The organism is Antarctobacter heliothermus, assembly GCF_900188425.1.
GTDB classification, from domain to species: domain Bacteria; phylum Pseudomonadota; class Alphaproteobacteria; order Rhodobacterales; family Rhodobacteraceae; genus Antarctobacter; species Antarctobacter heliothermus.
Genome location: NZ_FZON01000013.1, coordinates 72,457 through 89,420, shown reverse-complemented (window position 1 = coordinate 89,420; position 16,964 = coordinate 72,457). Strand labels below are relative to the sequence as shown.

General features: G+C 64.2%; 16 protein-coding genes. 9 read left to right on the top strand and 7 right to left on the bottom strand.

Annotation, left to right across the window (positions count from 1 at the left end; genetic code table 11):
• Positions 1 to 58: 58 nt before the first annotated feature.
• On the top strand, positions 59 to 994 hold the full coding sequence (locus CHB90_RS09180; RefSeq protein WP_245823207.1) for an ABC transporter ATP-binding protein: 936 nt from the start codon (positions 59 to 61) through the stop codon (positions 992 to 994).
• Positions 995 to 1,162: 168 nt separating this feature from the next.
• Here the strand turns inward: CHB90_RS09180 and CHB90_RS09175 are convergent, their stop codons facing one another.
• Entirely contained in the window at positions 1,163 to 1,531 is a 369-nt protein-coding gene (locus CHB90_RS09175) for an HIT domain-containing protein (RefSeq protein WP_089277570.1), read from the bottom strand.
• A gap of 118 nt (positions 1,532 to 1,649) precedes the next feature.
• Positions 1,650 to 3,224, bottom strand: coding sequence for a DUF5928 domain-containing protein (locus tag CHB90_RS09170; protein ID WP_089277569.1), 1,575 nt, complete (start codon positions 3,222 to 3,224; stop codon positions 1,650 to 1,652).
• Between the two features lie 130 nt (positions 3,225 to 3,354).
• Between CHB90_RS09170 and CHB90_RS09165 the strand changes: the two genes are divergently transcribed.
• Positions 3,355 to 4,170 (top strand): sulfotransferase family protein, encoded by an 816-nt coding sequence (locus tag CHB90_RS09165; protein ID WP_089277568.1) that lies wholly within the window; start codon positions 3,355 to 3,357, stop codon positions 4,168 to 4,170.
• Between the two features lie 25 nt (positions 4,171 to 4,195).
• Here CHB90_RS09165 and rpiB read toward each other — a convergent pair whose 3' ends face one another.
• A complete protein-coding gene (rpiB, locus tag CHB90_RS09160; protein WP_089277567.1) occupies positions 4,196 to 4,645 on the bottom strand; it encodes a ribose 5-phosphate isomerase B in 450 nt (149 codons plus the stop codon).
• Between the two features lie 95 nt (positions 4,646 to 4,740).
• Positions 4,741 to 5,319: a DUF1285 domain-containing protein gene (locus tag CHB90_RS09155; protein ID WP_089277566.1), complete on the bottom strand. Its 579-nt coding sequence runs from the start codon at positions 5,317 to 5,319 to the stop codon at positions 4,741 to 4,743.
• Positions 5,320 to 5,388: 69 nt separating this feature from the next.
• Between CHB90_RS09155 and CHB90_RS09150 the strand changes: the two genes are divergently transcribed.
• The 4 genes from CHB90_RS09150 to CHB90_RS09135 are packed head-to-tail and all read left to right on the top strand — an operon-like array spanning position 5,389 to position 12,094.
• A complete protein-coding gene (locus CHB90_RS09150; RefSeq protein WP_089277565.1) occupies positions 5,389 to 6,408 on the top strand; it encodes an AAA family ATPase in 1,020 nt (339 codons plus the stop codon).
• Positions 6,405 to 7,283, top strand: a complete 879-nt coding sequence (locus CHB90_RS09145) for a DUF58 domain-containing protein (RefSeq protein WP_089277564.1) — start codon at positions 6,405 to 6,407, stop codon at positions 7,281 to 7,283. The genes CHB90_RS09150 and CHB90_RS09145 overlap by 4 nt, the downstream gene beginning before the upstream one ends.
• Positions 7,280 to 10,042, top strand: coding sequence for a DUF4159 domain-containing protein (locus tag CHB90_RS09140; protein WP_089277563.1), 2,763 nt, complete (start codon positions 7,280 to 7,282; stop codon positions 10,040 to 10,042). The genes CHB90_RS09145 and CHB90_RS09140 overlap by 4 nt, the downstream gene beginning before the upstream one ends.
• Before the next feature lie 12 nt (positions 10,043 to 10,054).
• On the top strand, positions 10,055 to 12,094 hold the full coding sequence (locus CHB90_RS09135; RefSeq protein ID WP_089277562.1) for a glutamine amidotransferase: 2,040 nt from the start codon (positions 10,055 to 10,057) through the stop codon (positions 12,092 to 12,094).
• 176 nt (positions 12,095 to 12,270) lie between these two features.
• On the opposite strand, the gene CHB90_RS09130 is transcribed toward CHB90_RS09135, so the two are convergent.
• From CHB90_RS09130 to CHB90_RS09120, 3 genes are all read right to left on the bottom strand, one after another.
• Positions 12,271 to 12,618, bottom strand: coding sequence for a hypothetical protein (locus CHB90_RS09130; protein ID WP_089277561.1), 348 nt, complete (start codon positions 12,616 to 12,618; stop codon positions 12,271 to 12,273).
• Positions 12,619 to 12,687: 69 nt separating this feature from the next.
• The gene (locus CHB90_RS09125) at positions 12,688 to 13,395 is read right to left on the bottom strand and encodes a DUF599 domain-containing protein (protein WP_089277560.1); all 708 of its coding nucleotides are present in this window, start codon (positions 13,393 to 13,395) and stop codon (positions 12,688 to 12,690) included.
• On the bottom strand, positions 13,395 to 13,805 hold the full coding sequence (locus tag CHB90_RS09120; RefSeq protein ID WP_089277559.1) for a CopD family protein: 411 nt from the start codon (positions 13,803 to 13,805) through the stop codon (positions 13,395 to 13,397). Before CHB90_RS09120 ends, CHB90_RS09125 begins: the two co-directional genes overlap by 1 nt.
• Before the next feature lie 138 nt (positions 13,806 to 13,943).
• On the opposite strand from CHB90_RS09120, the gene CHB90_RS09115 reads away from it, so the two are divergent.
• From CHB90_RS09115 to CHB90_RS09105, 3 genes are all read left to right on the top strand, one after another.
• Positions 13,944 to 15,392, top strand: coding sequence for an FAD-linked oxidase C-terminal domain-containing protein (locus CHB90_RS09115; protein WP_089277558.1), 1,449 nt, complete (start codon positions 13,944 to 13,946; stop codon positions 15,390 to 15,392).
• A gap of 103 nt (positions 15,393 to 15,495) precedes the next feature.
• Entirely contained in the window at positions 15,496 to 16,626 is a 1,131-nt protein-coding gene (locus CHB90_RS09110) for an FAD-binding protein (RefSeq protein ID WP_089277557.1), read from the top strand.
• Positions 16,626 to 16,964, top strand: a complete 339-nt coding sequence (locus CHB90_RS09105) for a hypothetical protein (RefSeq protein ID WP_089277556.1) — start codon at positions 16,626 to 16,628, stop codon at positions 16,962 to 16,964. The genes CHB90_RS09110 and CHB90_RS09105 overlap by 1 nt, the downstream gene beginning before the upstream one ends.

The window sequence follows — 16,964 nt, the reverse complement described above, 5'->3', positions numbered from 1 at the left end:
TTTCGAGATGCTCTGGCCTATCTGCCTTATGAACAATGCCGTGAAGGGGAGCAAGACGTTGGACAGCAAACAGGGCGACGCAGCAATCCACATCAAGGGGCTGACCAAAACCTATGCCGGCGGCAAACAGGCGCTGAAAGGCATCGACCTGACCGTCCCGGCCGGGTCTGTCTTTGGCCTGCTCGGGCCGAACGGTGCCGGAAAGTCCACGTTGATCAACATTCTCGCCGGGCTGGTGATCAAGACCAGCGGCAAGGTGGACATCTGGGGCTGGGATCAGGACCGCAACCCAAGGCAAAGCCGCGCCGCCATCGGCGTCATGCCGCAGGAGTTGAACCTTGACCCGTTTTTCAGCCCGCGCGACGCGCTGGAGGTGCAGGCCGGGCTCTATGGCGTGCCCAAATCACAGCGCCGCTCGGACGAGATCCTCGAAATGGTTGGCCTGACGGACAAGGCCGGGGCCTATGCCCGCACGCTGTCCGGCGGGATGCGGCGGCGGCTGTTGTTGGCCAAGGCGCTGGTGCACAGCCCGCAGGTGCTGGTGCTGGACGAACCCACCGCAGGGGTCGACATCGAATTGCGCCAGATGCTGTGGCAGAACGTCCGCCGCCTCAACCGGGAACGGGGCATGACCATCATCCTGACCACCCACTACCTCGAAGAGGCCGAGGAAATGTGCGATGAAATCGCCATCATCAACCACGGCCAGAAGGTGGCGCAGGACAGCACGTCCAACCTGCTGAGCCGCCTTGATGCGCGCACCATGGTGATACAACCCGAAACCGCCCCCGACACCCTGCCGGATGCGCCGGGGATCGAGGCGGAAACACGCCCCGATGGCAGTCTCGCGCTGACCTATCGCTCTACCCGGACCAGCGCGCAGGATGTGCTCACCGCCGTGCAGTCAGCAGGCATCCGCATCCGCGACCTGCGCACGGAGGAACCCGATCTAGAGGACGTCTTTCTCGCGCTGACCCGCAACACCGCCGCCTGATCGCGAAACACCGCCCAATCAGGTTTCGTCTTGGGTCAAATACTCAAATATGCCGCCAACCTGCGGCGCACCCCTCCCAATGGGACGTCACCTCTCCACCCCCCCCGAACCCGCAGGCCGAAGGCCGAAGGGTGAGACACCCAGCGCGCCGCAAGGCGCTCTACCGGATCACGCCTTGTCCAGCATCCGGCCCAAAGGGTGGCCCGACAGAATATGCACATGCATGTGCGGGACTTCCTGCACACCGTTGACACCGGCGTTGGCGATCAGGCGAAAACCGTCCGCCTCCAGCCCTTCCATCTTGCAGACCTCTCCGACGGTGCGGGTGAAATCCAGGATCTCGGCGTCCGAGGCATCCTGAGCAAAATGGTCATAGCAGACATAAGGCCCCTTTGGGATCACCAGCACATGCACCGGAGCCTGCGGATAGATATCGCGAAAGGCCAGCGTATGTTCTGTTTCCAGCACCGTTTTGTTGGGGATGTCTCCCGTCAGGATTTTCGCGAAAATGTTCTCGGGATCGTAGGTATAGGCCATGCTGCGCCTCATCAGAGCGGAAAAGTGCCGCGCCCCGCGCGCCGGGGCGGGCTTCGTCCCGTGGCATAGCCGCTACAGCGCCAAACGCCACCGGATTCTCAATCCCCAACGCGGCATTTCAGTCTGCGAAGAGATGATCATGCGATACGATCTCTTCTGCGACGGCGGTTGGCACCGACAGGAACGTCTCAATCGCGTGCGTATGGGCCACACGCGAGTCCGTTTCACGCAGACTGGAATGATTGTCGAATTTCGCATCTCGAATGCGGTCGCTTTCGTGCAGCAGGTCATTGCGCACTGTCGGCAGCAACCGCGCCAGCGTGTCCGCCGGCGTCCGGTCCCCGGCAAGACCTGATCGCATCGCATGTCCGACAAGGTACTCGTCGGAAAAATGGCACTCGATCTCCAACATCCGGGTCTGTGCGCGGTCGCGGGCGAAATCCTCCAGCAGGTCCAGACTGCCGGGGTCCAGACAGATCACCAGCCGGTCGGTTTCATAATAGTCATACAGCATCCGCATCAGCGCGCGGCGATGGCGGTGGCGTTTGCCCATCGTCGACTGGATGCCGCCCAGATCGGGCAGCGGACAACTGTCTTCGTTGAACAGGTATTCAATGCACGGGACGTTGGTCATCTGCCGGATACGATCGGTCAGCCGCTTCGCCACATGCCATTTCTTGCAGATCACGATCAGCAACTCGCGCTCACGCCCCAACGAGCTTTCGGTCTCCCAGAACCGGGGCGAAAACCGCCGCCCGGTCCGGCCCCGCTCTGTCAGGAAACTGAACAGCGACCGCCCTTCGTTCGAAATCCGGAACCGCGTTTTTTCGGCGGCATAGAGCACACCAAGACGGCGGCGCAGTTCAGAGGCTTCGGGGCTGATCTTGCGGGCAAACAGATAGTCCTGGCTCAACATTAGATCGTAGTGATCGTTGTAGAAACTCACCGGCATCCCGTAGTCGGTGAACAGCAAAAAGGTCAGCGTGCGGCTTTCGATCTCTTGTCCGGGCACCAGATGGCGCACCAGCGTCTGGAAAAACGTCTCATCCGGGATCCATGTCGAGGCAAAGAACCGCACAACGTCGCGTCGCTTTTTGACGAACTCAAGGATCGCCTCGATGGTGCGCCGCCGCAGGCACCACCATTGGCTGCCGACCATCACCTCTATGTCCTCGGGGATCTTGCGAGTCAGCCCCAGCCGCTTTTGCGTCTCGAACATCGCGTAAAACCGGCGTTTTTGCGTGCGTTCGTTGAACCAGTGGCGATACACCAGCCGCTCTTCGCGCCAGCCGGTCTTGATCCAGTCCGAATTGAAGTAGTCAAAGCTCTCGACATAGTCGCACTCGCGCCGATCCAGAAAGCTGTGGGCGTATTCCGCGGATTTGATCGCCATGCAGTCGCCCGACAGCATGTAGAAATGGGTGGCGCGCGGAAAGGCATCCACCGCCGCTGTGACGGCGTTCAGGGTCGCCTGCACCAGACTCCATTCTCCCCAACCGCACTTGATCCGTTTTGCAAAAGCGACATTCGGGTTGTCCTTCAACGCGGACCGGATGCGGTCATACCCCTCCGCCCCGGCGCGCGCATCAAAATGGATCGCGATGTAGTCCCCCACGGTCGTCAGGCTCTGCGCCTGCTTGATGATGGCGTCAGGGTCTTTGTGGCACAGCAGGATGAAGGCAATTTTCGCCATTGTCGTGATCAATCGCCCCAATTTCGCCCGATTGTTTATGTTGATAGTGATGAAGACCTGTTGAATAAACCTGCTTTGCCGGGAATTTTTCCCCGTCACACCGGCAGCGGGGACCAAAGGGGTAAAAAGTATGGGATTTCCCGGCACCTGGATGACCGAAAGCGAAAGCGTCGTGTACCGCGTCGTGCCCAAATGCGCTTGTTCGACGATCGGTCAGATCCTGTACTATTCCGACCACGGCGCGTTTTTCGACGGCGACATTCATGACGCGCAAAGCGGCCTGCACAAATGGGCGCTGGAACCCAGCCAGCCCATCATCAGCGCCAACGTCAAGACGCGCTCTGCCTATGCGTTCACCTGCGTGCGCAACCCCTACACCCGCGTCCTGTCCAGCTTTTTCGACAAGATCTGCGGCATCCAGCGCAACGGCAAACGCTATCGCGGCAACCTTGTGCCGCTGCTGATCCAGAAATACGGGATCGAGGTGGGCGACGCCCCGGATTTCGAGTTTGACCAGATCCGCAGCTTTCGCCGGTTCCTGCTGTTCGCCCGCGACACCATCCGCTGGCGCCGCCCGATGGAGCCGGACATTCATTGGTCCGGCATGTCAGGTCACGTCGGCACCTTCATCGTCAACGGCGGCCGCTACAACAAGATCGTCTGGACAGAGGCCTTTGACGCGGGGATGCAGGAGGTGTTGGACAACATCCAGACGCCGCACCCCGTCGACCTGTCGGCGATCCCGCGGTTCAACGAGTCCGAAGGCCACGGACCGAAACGCGCGCATCCGGTCGAGGACTACTTTGACGACATGTCGATGCATCTGATCAAGGAAATGTACGGGCGGGATTTCGACCTGTTCAAATATGATTTCGACAATCCGGGCAACAAACTGCCCGTCGGAGAGATCGACCTCGACGAGGTCCATGCCAAGCTGGGCGACTGATCGCCGCCCGGCCCCGCGCGGGTGTTCAGCCTTCCAGTGCCGTGATCATGTCGACGCGGGTGCCGTGGCGTCCGCCTTCGAAGGCGGTTTCCAGAAAGGCGTCGACGATGTCCAGCGCCAGCCCCTCACCTACCACGCGCGCGCCCAACGACAGGATCTGCGCGTCATTGTGGGCACGGATCATGCGCGCCGAAAACGGGTCAGAGCAGACACCGCAGCGGACGCCTGCCACCTTGTTGGCGGCCATCATGATGCCCTGCCCGGTGCCGCAAAGGATGATGCCCAGACTGCAATCCCCAGAGGCCACCCGACGCGCCGCCGCAGCGCCGTGTTCCGGGTAATGGGTGCTTTCGGGGGTGGTCGGCCCGATATCCACCGCCTCCCAGCCTTTGGCCGCGATATGTTTTGCGATGGCCTGCCGCAGGTCGATGGCGGCATGGTCGCTGGACAGGACAATACGTTTTGTGTCGGTCATGGCGGCTTGGTTCCGTTTTCCGGGGATCTCTGGAGTTTGCGGCAGCCTCTAGCATGGCCTTGGCCCGCATGCCCAGCCAAAGTGACCCGGCGGCCTTAGCCCAAGTCCGCAGACGGGATGATCGGAAAGAACTGTCCACCCGACCAGACGCCGAACCATCCGTCATGGTGCGCGCCAAGTTCGACCAGCCGGTAAAAGCTCTTGCGGTCGATCAGCGCCTCAAGGTTGGCGCGGACCAGCACATAGGGTGACGGCTCTCCCGTCTCGGGGTCGCGTTCCACCCGGATCGGATGATCGGGACCGGCGGCGGCAAAGTCACCCACATGGGTCTCAAAGGTCAGGATTTGCGACTCACCTGTCCCCTCTGCCTCAAAGTCCACGGCCACAAACGGCGCATCATCGACGGTAATTCCGACCTTTTCGACCGGAGTGACCAGAAAATAATCATCCCCATCCTTGCGCAGGATCGATGAGAAAAGCCGCACCAGCCCGAATCTGCCGATTGGCGTGCCAAGGTAGAACCAAGTGCCATCCCGGGCGATTCGCATGTCCAGATCGCCGCAAAAGGGTGGATTCCACTTGTGTACGGGGGGCAGGCCCCGGCCTTTCCCGGCCGCGCGCGCCGAGGCGGCAAGGCCCTCTGCCGATGGGGTCACGAGATTTTGTCCACTCATAGTTTTTGCCATTCTCCTCTCAGTAGATACATAGTTACCCAAAGAGATAGCATGAAGTGGAGAGTTATCATGTCCGATCACGCCGGTTCGACCGAGGATCTGGTCGCCGAGATCGAGGCGCTGGAAGACAAGCTGGCCCGCGCCAAGCAGTCGATCACCGCGCGTTTCATCGGGCAGGAACGGGTCGTCGACCTGACGCTTTCCGCCCTGCTGTGTGGCGGTCACGCCCTGCTGATCGGCCTGCCCGGCCTTGGCAAGACGCGGCTTGTCGAAACCCTGTCCACGGTCATGGGCCTGAACGGCAACCGCGTGCAGTTCACGCCAGACTTGATGCCCGCCGATATTCTGGGCTCTGAGGTGCTGGAAACCGGCACTGATGGCACCCGCGCGTTCAAATTCATCGAAGGCCCGATTTTCTGTCAGCTCTTGATGGCAGATGAGATCAACCGCGCCTCGCCTCGGACGCAATCGGCGCTGTTGCAGGCGATGCAGGAAAAGCAGGTCACCGTCGCCGGTCAGACCCGCGTCTTGGAAGCGCCGTTTCATGTGCTGGCCACCCAGAACCCGATCGAACAAGAGGGCACCTACCCTCTACCCGAGGCTCAGCTTGACCGTTTCCTGGTGCAGATTGACGTGGCCTACCCGGACCGCGCAACCGAACGCGACATCCTGCTGGCGACCACCGGCACCGAAGAGGCGCAGTCGCACGGCGTCTTTACCGGGCCGGAACTGATCGCCGCACAGCACCTGTTGCGTCGGATGCCCGTGGGCGACGCCGTGGTCGAGATGATCCTTGATCTTGTGCGCGCCTTCCGCCCCGCCGATCCGTCCTCGCCCGAACGGGTCCGGGACATTGTCGCCTGGGGCCCCGGCCCGCGCGCCGCACAGGCGTTGATGCTGACCGTGCGTGCCCGCGCGCTGTTGCAAGGGCGTCTTGCGCCCTCGCCCGAGGATGTGTTGGACATGGCCAAACCCGTGCTTGTGCACCGCATGGCGCTGACCTTTTCGGCCCGTGCGCGGGGTGAGGATCTGGGGGCGCTCATTGATGAGGTCTCGGCCAGTCTGCGCCCGGCAGAGGCCGCAGCGTGACAGCCACCGTCGCCCATCTGCGCACCCGCGCCCAGGAAGAGGCCAGCCGCTTTCCCGCGCTGCTGGCCCGTGCCGAGCATCTGGCCGGCACGGTCCTCTTGGGCGAACACGGGCGGCGGCGGTCCGGTCTGGGGGATGATTTCTGGCAATATCGCCCATTGCAGGCGGGCGACAGCTATCGCGCCATCGACTGGCGCAGATCCGCACGCGGGGATGAGCAATTCGTGCGCGAACGCGAATGGCAGATCGCGCAAAGCGTTCAGATCTGGGTGGATCCCGGTGCCTCGATGCGCTTTTCCGGTCACAAGTCGCTGCCGACCAAGGCGGACCGCGCGCGGCTGGTGGCGCTGGCCGCCTCCATCCTGCTGATCCGGGGCGGTGAACGTGTCGGCCTGACCGGATGGCGGCTGCCCCCCCGACGCGGCGATCTGCAAACCCTGCGATTGGCGGAGATGTTCGCCGAAGACGGCGAAGACGACTACGCCGCCCCCGAGGCGCGCGGCATGTTGCCGAATGCCAAGGCGCTGTTTGTCTCTGATTTCCTGGGTGATGTAGAACCGGTTGAGGCGGCGCTGACCAAGGCGGCGGATCGGGGCGTGCGCGGTGTGCTGTTGCAGGTTCTGGACCCCAGCGAAGAGGCGTTTCCCTTTGACGGGCGCACGATCTTTGAGAGCGTCAACAAGACGATGCGCCATGAAACGCTCAAGGCTGGCGACCTGCGCGAGACCTATTTGCAGCGTCTGGCCGAACGTAAGGCCCGTCTGGACGCGATTTGTCGCGTGACCGGCTGGCAGCATTTCACCCATCACACGGACCAGACCGCGCAATCGGCCCTTCTCTGGGTCTACCGCGCGCTGGACGGGAGCCAAGGATGACCCTTTTCGGCCTGATCGGTTTCACGACCCCCTGGCTCTTGCTGGGACTGCTGGCGCTGCCCATCCTCTGGGTGATCCTGCGCGCCGTGCCACCCGCGCCAATCCGGCGGATGTTTCCCGGCGTGGTGCTGCTGCTGGGCCTCAAGGATGAGGAACAGGTCACAGACCGCACGCCCTGGTGGCTGTTGCTGCTGCGGATGCTGGCGGTGGCGGCGGTGATCGTCGGGCTGGCGGGACCGGTGCTGAACCCGGACAACGATGGCGAGGTCGCAGGCGATGCCCCGCTGCTGGTGGTGATGGATGCCAGCTGGGCCTCAGCCGCCGATTGGCGCGGGCGGATGATCGCGCTGGACGGTCTGCTGGCAGAGGCTGGGCGGGACACGCGCCCCGTGGCGCTGATGCGGCTGACGGACCCGACGCCGGTGCAATTCCTCAGCGCCGACGTGTTGCGCACCCGCCTGTCCGGCATTCAACCGGAACCTTGGCAACCCGACGCTGACAGCACAGAGCGCGCCATCGGCTTTCTACCTGAAACGCGGTTTGACACTTACTGGATGTCCGATGCGCTGGACCGCGAGGGCCGCGCGCCCCTGCTGGACGCACTGGAAGCCAAAGGCCGGGTGACGGTGTTTGAGGCCCCGCGCACGCTCTACGCGCTGGAACCGGCGCAGGTGTCCGAGGGCAATCTGCTGATCACCGCACGCCGCCTGCGCGAAGGTGGCGCCACCGAACTGATACTGGCGGGACATGGCAAAGACCCGGCGGGCAACCCCGCAGTCCTGACCCGCAATACGCTGAATTTTGAGGCCGGGATGCTGGAGACGACGACCGAAATCGCCTTGCCCGCGGAATTGCGCGCTCGCATCGAGCGGTTCGAGATCGAAGGCACCCGCAGCGCCGGGGCCGTGACCCTGCCCGACGACAGCCTGCGCCGCCGGGAGGTCGCCCTGATCGCGGGCAGCACCGACCGTGAGGGGCTGGAGCTGCTGTCGCCGCTGCATTACCTGCAAAAGGCGCTGGTCCCCACCGCCGACCTGCTGGACGGGGCCTTGCTGGACATTCTGCCCGCCAACCCGGACGTGATCATCCTTGCCGATGTGGCGACCCTGTCAGCGGCAGAAGAGGACGCTGTTCTGGAATGGCTCGACAAGGGCGGGATGCTGTTGCGCTTTGCCGGGCCGCGCCTTGCGGCGTCGGACATAAGCCGCGACCGCGAAGACCCGCTGATGCCGGTGCGCCTGCGCGCCGGTGGCCGCACCGTGGGCGGCGCGATGAGCTGGGGAGAGCCCAAGGCGCTGGCGCCTTTCCCCGCCGAAAGCCCGTTCTTCGGCCTAGCCGTGCCCAGTGACGTCACCGTCAACAGTCAGGTCATGGCGCAGCCCGATCCGACGCTGGCGTCTCGCGTCGCTGCGCAGCTGACCGACGGCACACCGCTGGTCACCCGCAAATCGGTGGGACAGGGCCAGATCGTGCTGTTCCACGTCACCGCCAACGCCGAATGGTCGACCCTGCCGCTGTCAGGCCTGTTTGTGCAGATGCTGGAACGGTTGGCCGTGTCCTCTGCCGCCGCGCAGCCGGAAATCGAGGACATGGAAGGCACCGTCTGGCAGCCGATCCGCGTGCTGGACGCCTTTGGCCGCCCGCGTGAGGCGGGCACTCTGCCCGGCGTCGATGGCCCCGCCCTGATCGAGGCCCCGCTGGGCCCGGATCTGCGCCCCGGCGTGTATCAAGGTGAGGACCGCAGCCTTGCGCGCAACGTGGTGACGGCGGATACCGAACTGACGCCGATGGTCTGGCCCGAACGTATCCCGGTGCAGGGCATCTCGCGCCCGCAGGAAAAACCGCTGGCGGGGTGGTTGCTGGCTGGGGCGATTGCACTGCTGCTGGCCGATGTGATCGCCTCTCTGATGCTGTCAGGCCGGTTGCGCGGCGCGGTATCGGCGGGTGTTGCCCTTGCGGCGCTGATGCTGCTGCCGCAGGACGGACAGGCGCAAACGGCAGAGGAACGCGCCGCCATCGCCGCCACCTCGGAGGTGGTGCTGGCCTATGTGATCACTGGCGACGACAAGGTTGACGACCTGTCGCTTGCCGGGCTGCGTGGCCTGTCGGAGACGCTGTATTTCCGCACCTCGGTCGAGCCGAACACGCCCGTGGGGGTGGACCTTGAAACCGATGAGCTGGCCTTTTACCCGATGATCTATTGGCCGATCACCGCAGATCAGCCGATCCCGTCACGAGAGGCCTATGCCAAGCTGAACACCTACCTGCGCACCGGCGGCATGATCGTGTTCGACACCCGCGATGCGGATATCGCCGGGTTTGGCGCGGCCACGCCGCAGGGCCGCAAGCTGCAGCAACTGGCCGCCCCGCTGGACATCCCCCCGCTGGAGCCGGTGCCAGAGGACCACGTCCTGACCCGCACCTTTTACCTGTTGCAGGATTTCCCGGGCCGACATGTCGGGCGTGAGGTCTGGGTAGAAGCGGCACCGCCAGATGCCGAACTGATCGAGGGCATGCCGTTCCGCGATCTCAACGACAACGTGACGCCGGTGGTGATCGGCGGCAACGACTGGGCCTCTGCCTGGGCGATGGATGATCGGGGCAACCCGCTGGTCCCGCTGGGCAGCGGCTTTACCGGCGAACGCCAGCGTGAGATCGCCTACCGCTTTGGCGTGAACCTTGTGATGCATGTGCTGACCGGCAACTACAAATCCGACCAGGTCCATGTCCCCGCCCTACTGGACCGGCTTGGTCAATAAGCGAGAGCAGAGATGAACGGACAGATCGTATTCGACCCGCTGCTGCCCTGGGCGGTGATCGCCGTGCTGGCGGCGCTGGCGCTGCTGGGCACCGGCCTTGCGTTGTGGCGCGGGCTGTCGGGCTGGGCGCTGCGCTTTTTGGCCGGGGTCGTTCTGGTCGGCGCGCTGGCGCAGCCCTCCTACCAGATAGAGGACCGCGCGCCGCTGGCCGATATCGTGCTGATGCTGGTGGATGAAACCGCCTCGCAGATGCTGGCCGAACGGGCACAAGTCACCGCAGAGGCCGCCGACACGATGGAGGCACGCCTGCTGGCCCGCCCGAATACCGAGGTGCGGCGCATCCCCGTGCGCGATGGCGAAGGCGATGCCGGGACGCTGCTGATGACCGCGCTGTCCAATGCCTTGGCAGAGGAACCACGCGGTCGCATCGCCGGTGTCGTTTTGTTGTCCGATGGCCGTCTGCATGATCTGGAACGCGCGCCTGATCTGCCCGCCCCGATGCACCTGCTTCTGACCGGGTTGGAAGAGGATTGGGACCGGCGGCTGATCGTGCGCAACGCCCCCGCCTTTGCCATCCTTGGCGAGGAGGTCGAACTGACCCTGCGGATCGAGGATGACGGCGCGACACCGGGCGACCTCAGCACTCAGATCCTGATCTCGATCGATGGCGCGGCACCAGACACCTTTACCGTGCCGATCGGCGAAGATCTGACCCTGCCGATTACCCTGCCCCACGGCGGGTTGAACGTGATCGAATTCACCGTCCCCGAGGCCGAGGGCGAGTTGACCGACCGCAACAACAAGGCACTGGTGCAGATCAATGGCGTGCGGGACCGGCTGCGGGTACTGCTGGTGTCGGGTGAGCCGCACGCGGGCGGACGGACATGGCGCAACCTGCTGAAATCTGACAGCAGCGTTGATCTGGTGCATTTCACCATCCTGCGGCCCCCGGAAAAGCAGGACGGTGTGCCGGTCAATGAACTGTCGCTGATCGCCTTCCCGACCCGAGAGTTGTTTCTGGAAAAGATCAACGATTTCGACCTGATCATCTTTGACCGCTACAAACGGCGCGGCATCCTGCCCGCCATCTACCTCGACAACGTGCGCAACTATGTCGAACAGGGCGGCGCGGTACTGGTTGCGGCGGGGCCGGATTTTGCCTCGGCGGATTCGATCTATCGCTCGCCACTGGCGGATATCCTGCCGGCTGAGCCGACGGCACGCGTCGTGGATCAGGGGTATCGTCCTGCGGTCACAGAGCTTGGCCTGCGCCATCCCGTGACCAGCGGGCTGCAAGGGGCCGACACCTGGGGCCGTTGGCTGCGCCAGATCGAGGTGGAGCCGATCAAGGGCGATGTGGTCATGTCAGGCGTGGACGACCGTCCCTTGCTGGTGCTGGACCGTGTCGGTGAGGGGCGCGTGGCGCTGCTGGCCTCGGATCAGGCGTGGCTGTGGAACCGTGGCTATGAGGGCGGCGGGCCGCAACTGGACCTGCTACGGCGGCTGGCGCATTGGATGATGAAAGAGCCAGAGCTGGAAGAAGAGGCGCTGTGGGCCGAGCCTGCAGGGCAGTCGATGCGGATCATCCGGCGGACGCTGAATGAATTTGTCGGCTCTGTGACGGTGATCACGCCCTCGAGCGATGAGGTTGAGGTGCCGTTGGAAGAGGTCAGCCCGGGCCGCTATGAGGCGATCTACGACGGGCCGGAGATTGGGCTGTACCGACTGGAAGAGAACGCCCTGTCCGCCGTTGTGGGGTTGGGTCCCTCGGCACCGCGTGAGTTCATCCAGACCATTGCCAGCGGGGCTGCCTTGTCGCCGATGATCGAGGGGCTGCGCGGCGGGGTTATGCGGCTGGAAGAGGGTCTGCCCTCAATCCGGGACGTGCGCGCCGGGCGGCCTGCCGCCGGGCGGGGATGGATCGGGCTGACCCCGCGTGAGGCCTATCAAACGCTGGATGTGAGGCAGACGCCGCTGGCCCCTGAATGGCTGGTTCTGCTGCTGGCGGCGGGGCTGATCGTGGGGGCTTGGCTGCGGGAGGGGCGTAGCTGATGGCATGGAGTTGGCGCGGTGTGCCGGGCTGAAGCCCGGCCTACGGGTCGATTGAGATGTGACCGTCAGGATTTTGCGCTGTCCACGCGTGGACAGCCGTGCGGTCACGCAAAATCAATGGGTTACAGAGACGAATTTACCTGCCGTTAGGATTTGACCCGCAGAGAACGCCGGCATCAGGGCAGCGTCAGGACCTGCGTTTGCTCTGACCAGCCATCGACCAGACAGCGGGAGCGGATGAGCACCTGTGCCGTCCCTGCCGGGATGCGAATGCCGGATTGCGCGCGGGTGAAGGGCTGTTCGGTTTCATGCGGATGCAGCAACTCACGCGTTGCCAGCACCGTGCCATCCGGCAATTCCACCCGCCAACCGTCGGCGTAGTGATCCCATCCGTTGTCCGGGTGGCGCAGGGTGACGGAGACGGTCCAGCCGCCACCGCCATGCTGTGCAGTGGCGGCTTCGATCACGGGTGCCTCGGCATACAGCGGGGCGGCAAGCAGCAGCAGGGGAATCACATATCGCATGAGGTCAGCCTAGCAGAGGGTTTGACGTGGGGGCGATCCCGAAGACCGAAAATCCGGCATCTGCCGCCATCATAGGGGCCCGTCACTGGCGTCCAGCAGTACGGCCCGCGAATGCGAGGCAAATTCGCGGCGCAGGATCACCGCCAGCGTCAACAGCGTGGCCGCCATCAGAACCACAGGTCCCAACAACCACCCCGCCGCCGCGATGCCGAAATAGACCGACCGCAAGCCACGGTTGTAGCTGCGCGCGCCGGTCACGTTGATCTCTCCCGCCTTGCGGGCGCGGGCCAGAGTCACCGGGTCATCGGAGTTTTCGGGGACCGCTGCCATCAGCACCGAAGTGTAGCCGAACAGCCGATGCGACCAGACGAATTTCAGAAAGGCATTGGCGACGAACATCAGCATCAGCATCAGCTTGATCTCGAACACGACGACCGGGTCCACGTTGGTGCCGAAGTCCTGCGCCACGCCGCGCAACTGGTCCGCATTGCCCATCAGGGCAAACCCGCCGCCAATGGCAATCATGCTGGCCGAAGCGAAAAAGGCGGTGCCCTGCCGCAGGCTGGCGACGATCTGCGAATCGAAGATGCGCGGTTGGCGGGTGACAAAGACCGTCATCCACGCGCGGCGATAGTCGGCCATCAGGACAGAGGTGGACGGGCGGTTTTTCGGCGGATGTTCGATCAGGCGGGTGGCCCCGGCCCATGACAGCAGCAACAGCGCCAGCGCGGCGACGTCCCAGATGGTAAATCCGGCGGTCAGGGTGTTCCAGTCCATCAGAACGGTTTGACCACAACAACCCAGAGAATCGCAATCACCCCGATCACGCTGACCTCATTGAAGATGCGCAGATACATGTCGCTTTCGCGGAATTCGCCGCGTTGGGCGCGGCGCACCAGACGCCCGGTCCACAGGTAATGCCCCGCCAGCAGCGCCACGAGCGCGATTTTGACGTGGGTCCAGACCGGAAAGCCCCAGTCCCAGGCCAGCCACAGCCCGGTGATCACCGCGATGGCCGCCAGACCGGCGGAAAAGCGGTACAAGCGATAGGTGAGATCGCCCAGCGGGCCGTTTTCACCCAGCTTGGCGTGTTCCCGCTTCCAGTAGATCAGCGCGCGCGGTACGGCAAAGATTGAGGTCATCCAGCCCATGACGCAAAGAAGATGTATGATCTTGATCCAATTCATGTCCGCACCTGACCGCTGTATCGCTAAAATGGCAAGATGCCGCGCCAACGTTCAAGGATTCGCGGTGGTGCAATGGGCATTTTGGTTATATAAACTTACCAATTATGCCGCATCAGCGCGTGCAGAGGAGAAGACCCCATGCAGATGCCAGAGCCGAACCCATCTATCCTTGCCCGCAAGGGTCGGATTGTCGAACGGTTGCTTGCCGTTTTGCCTGCCGACCGGGTGATTTCGGATGAGGCAGAGACCCGCGCCTATGAATGCGACGCGCTGACCGCCTATCGCTGTCCGCCGCTGGCCGCCGTGTTGCCGTCCTCGACCGCTGAGGTGTCGGCGGTGCTGAAGATCTGCTTTGAGGAGGGCGTGCCGGTGGTGCCGCGCGGGTCGGGCACCTCGCTGGCGGGGGGCGCGCTGCCGACGGCGGATTCGGTGATCCTGGGCGTGGCGCGGATGAATGAGGTGTTGGAGGTCGACTATGCCGACCGCATCATCCGGGTGCAGACCGGGCGCACCAACCTGAGCGTGACCGGCGCGGTGGAAGAAGAGGATTTCTTTTACGCCCCGGACCCGTCGTCGCAGCTGGCCTGCGCGATTGCGGGCAATATCGCGATGAATTCCGGCGGGGCGCATTGTCTGAAGTACGGCGTGACGACCAACAACCTGCTGGGCGTGACCATGGTGCAGATGGATGGCACCGTGGTCGAGATTGGCGGCGCGCATCTGGACGCCGGCGGGCTGGACCTGCTGGGGCTGATCTGCGGGTCCGAGGGCCAGTTGGGTGTGGTGACAGAGGCGACGCTGCGCATCCTGCGCAAGCCCGAGGGCGCGCGGCCGGTGTTGATGGGGTTTGACAGCAACGAGGTGGCGGGGGCCTGTGTCAGCGACATCATCAAGGCGGGTGTCCTGCCGGTGGCGATCGAGTTCATGGACCGGCCTTGTATCCGCGCAACAGAGGAGTTTGCGCAGGCGGGCTATCCCGATTGCGAGGCGCTGCTGATTGTCGAGGTCGAGGGCAGCCCGGAGGAGATCGACGAACAGCTGGGCAAGATCCTTGCCATTGCGCGGCGGCACGACCCGGTGGAGCTGCGCGAGGCCAAGGACGCGGATGAGGCCGGGCGGATCTGGCTGGGGCGCAAGTCTGCCTTTGGCGCGATGGGCAATATCAACGATTACATGTGTCTGGACGGGACAATCCCGGTGAACGAGCTGCCGTTTGTGCTCAAGCGCATCGGCGAGCTGTCGAAGGAGTTCGGGCTGGACGTGGCCAATGTCTTCCACGCGGGCGACGGCAATATGCATCCGCTGATCCTGTTCGATGCCAACACCCCCGGACAGTTGGAAAAATGTGAAGCCTTGGGCGCGGAGATCCTCAAGCTGTGTGTCGAGGTGGGCGGCTGCCTGACCGGCGAGCATGGTGTGGGCATCGAAAAGCGCGACCTGATGGTGGATCAATACGCGACCGCGGATCTGGAGGCGCAGATGGCGGTGAAGGATGTGTTCGATCCGCCATGGCTGTTGAACCCGGCGAAGGTGTTCCCGCTGGCCTCGTCCGAGGCGCGGCGCGTGGTGCGGGTGGCGGCGGAATGAAGAGACGATTTTACTGCGAAAAATCGGTGGGGGCGCTGCCCCCGTCGCCTGAGGGCGACTCCCCCGGGGTATTTTCACAAAGAAGAAGCCAGGAGCGTGGCGCATGAGACCTGAAAGCGAAGCGGATCTGGCCGAGGGAATCGCCGGGGCGCGTGAGGCGTTTCACATTCGCGGCGGCGGGACGCGGGCGATTGGGGTGACGACGGCCCCGCAGGTGTTGGAGACCGGCGGTTTGTCGGGCATCACCCTGTATGAGCCGGGCGCCTTGACGTTGGTGGCGCGGGCGGGGACGCCGTTGGTGGAGATCGAGGCGGCGCTTGCCGCCGAAGGACAGCGGCTGGCGTTTGAGCCGATGGATCATCGCGGGTTGTTGGGGACGGTGGGTGCGCCGACGATTGGCGGTGTTGTGGCCGCCAATGTCAGCGGGCCGCGCCGGGTGCAGGCCGGGGCGTGCCGCGATTTCATGCTGGGAGTGCGGTTTGTCGATGGCACCGGGACGGTGGTGAAGAACGGCGGGCGGGTGATGAAGAACGTCACCGGCTATGATCTGGTCAAGCTGATGAGCGGCAGTTGGGGCACCTTGGGTGTGTTGACCGAGGTCAGTCTGAAGGTGTTGCCGCGGCCGGAAACCAGCGCTTGTCTGATGATCGACGGGTTGAGCGAGGGTGCGGCGCAGGAGGTGATGAGCCGGGCGGTGACCTCTCCGTTCGAGATCACCGGCGCGGCACATGCGCCGGGGGGGCCGGGGGACGTGCCGTTGACGCTGTTGCGGATCGAGGGCTTTGCCGGGTCGGTCAGCTATCGTCTGGGGCGTTTGCAAGAGATGTTTGCGGATCTGTCGGTGCGGGTCGAGACGGACCCGGGCCAGGTGGCGGCGCTGTGGCGTTGGGTGCGCGATGTGGAGATGATGCAGGGCACCGGCGGCGATGTCTGGAAGCTGTCGGTCCGGCCAAGTGCTGCGCCCGGTGTGGTGGCCGAACTGCGGGCGCGGCACGAGATTTCTCGGGTGCTGTATGACTGGGCGGGCGGTTTGATCTGGGTGGATTGTGCGCCGGGGACGGACCTGCGTCCCAAGGGGCTGCAAGGCCATGCCACGCTGATCCGCGCCTCTGAGCAGACCCGCCTGAGCCTGCCGGTGTTCCAGCCCGAGCCGCCTGCGGTGGCGGCGCTGACGCAGGGCATCCGCGCCCGGTTTGATCCCAAGGGCATGCTGAACCCCGGGATCATGGCCTGATGGGGCATCCCGCACTTATCGCCTTTGTGGTGGCCTTTGTGGCCGGGCCGCTGGTTGTGGCGGGCCTGTTGCGCCTGCCCGCCACGCTGGCGGTGCTGGTCGCGCTGTCGTTGACGGTGATCTGTGCGGCGGCGCTGGCTGTGGTGTTGCAGGGACGGTCGCCTCTGGCGGCGCTGATCTCTTTCTGGTTTGGCTGGGTTGTGGCCGTGGCCATGGTGGGCCAGGCCCTGCGCCGCCGCCTGCCGGGGCGCACTCCCCGCCGACTGACATTGCTGGGCGCGCTGATGGCCGCCCCCCTCCCCTGGTTCGGCCTTGCCACCGCCCAAATGATGGACTGA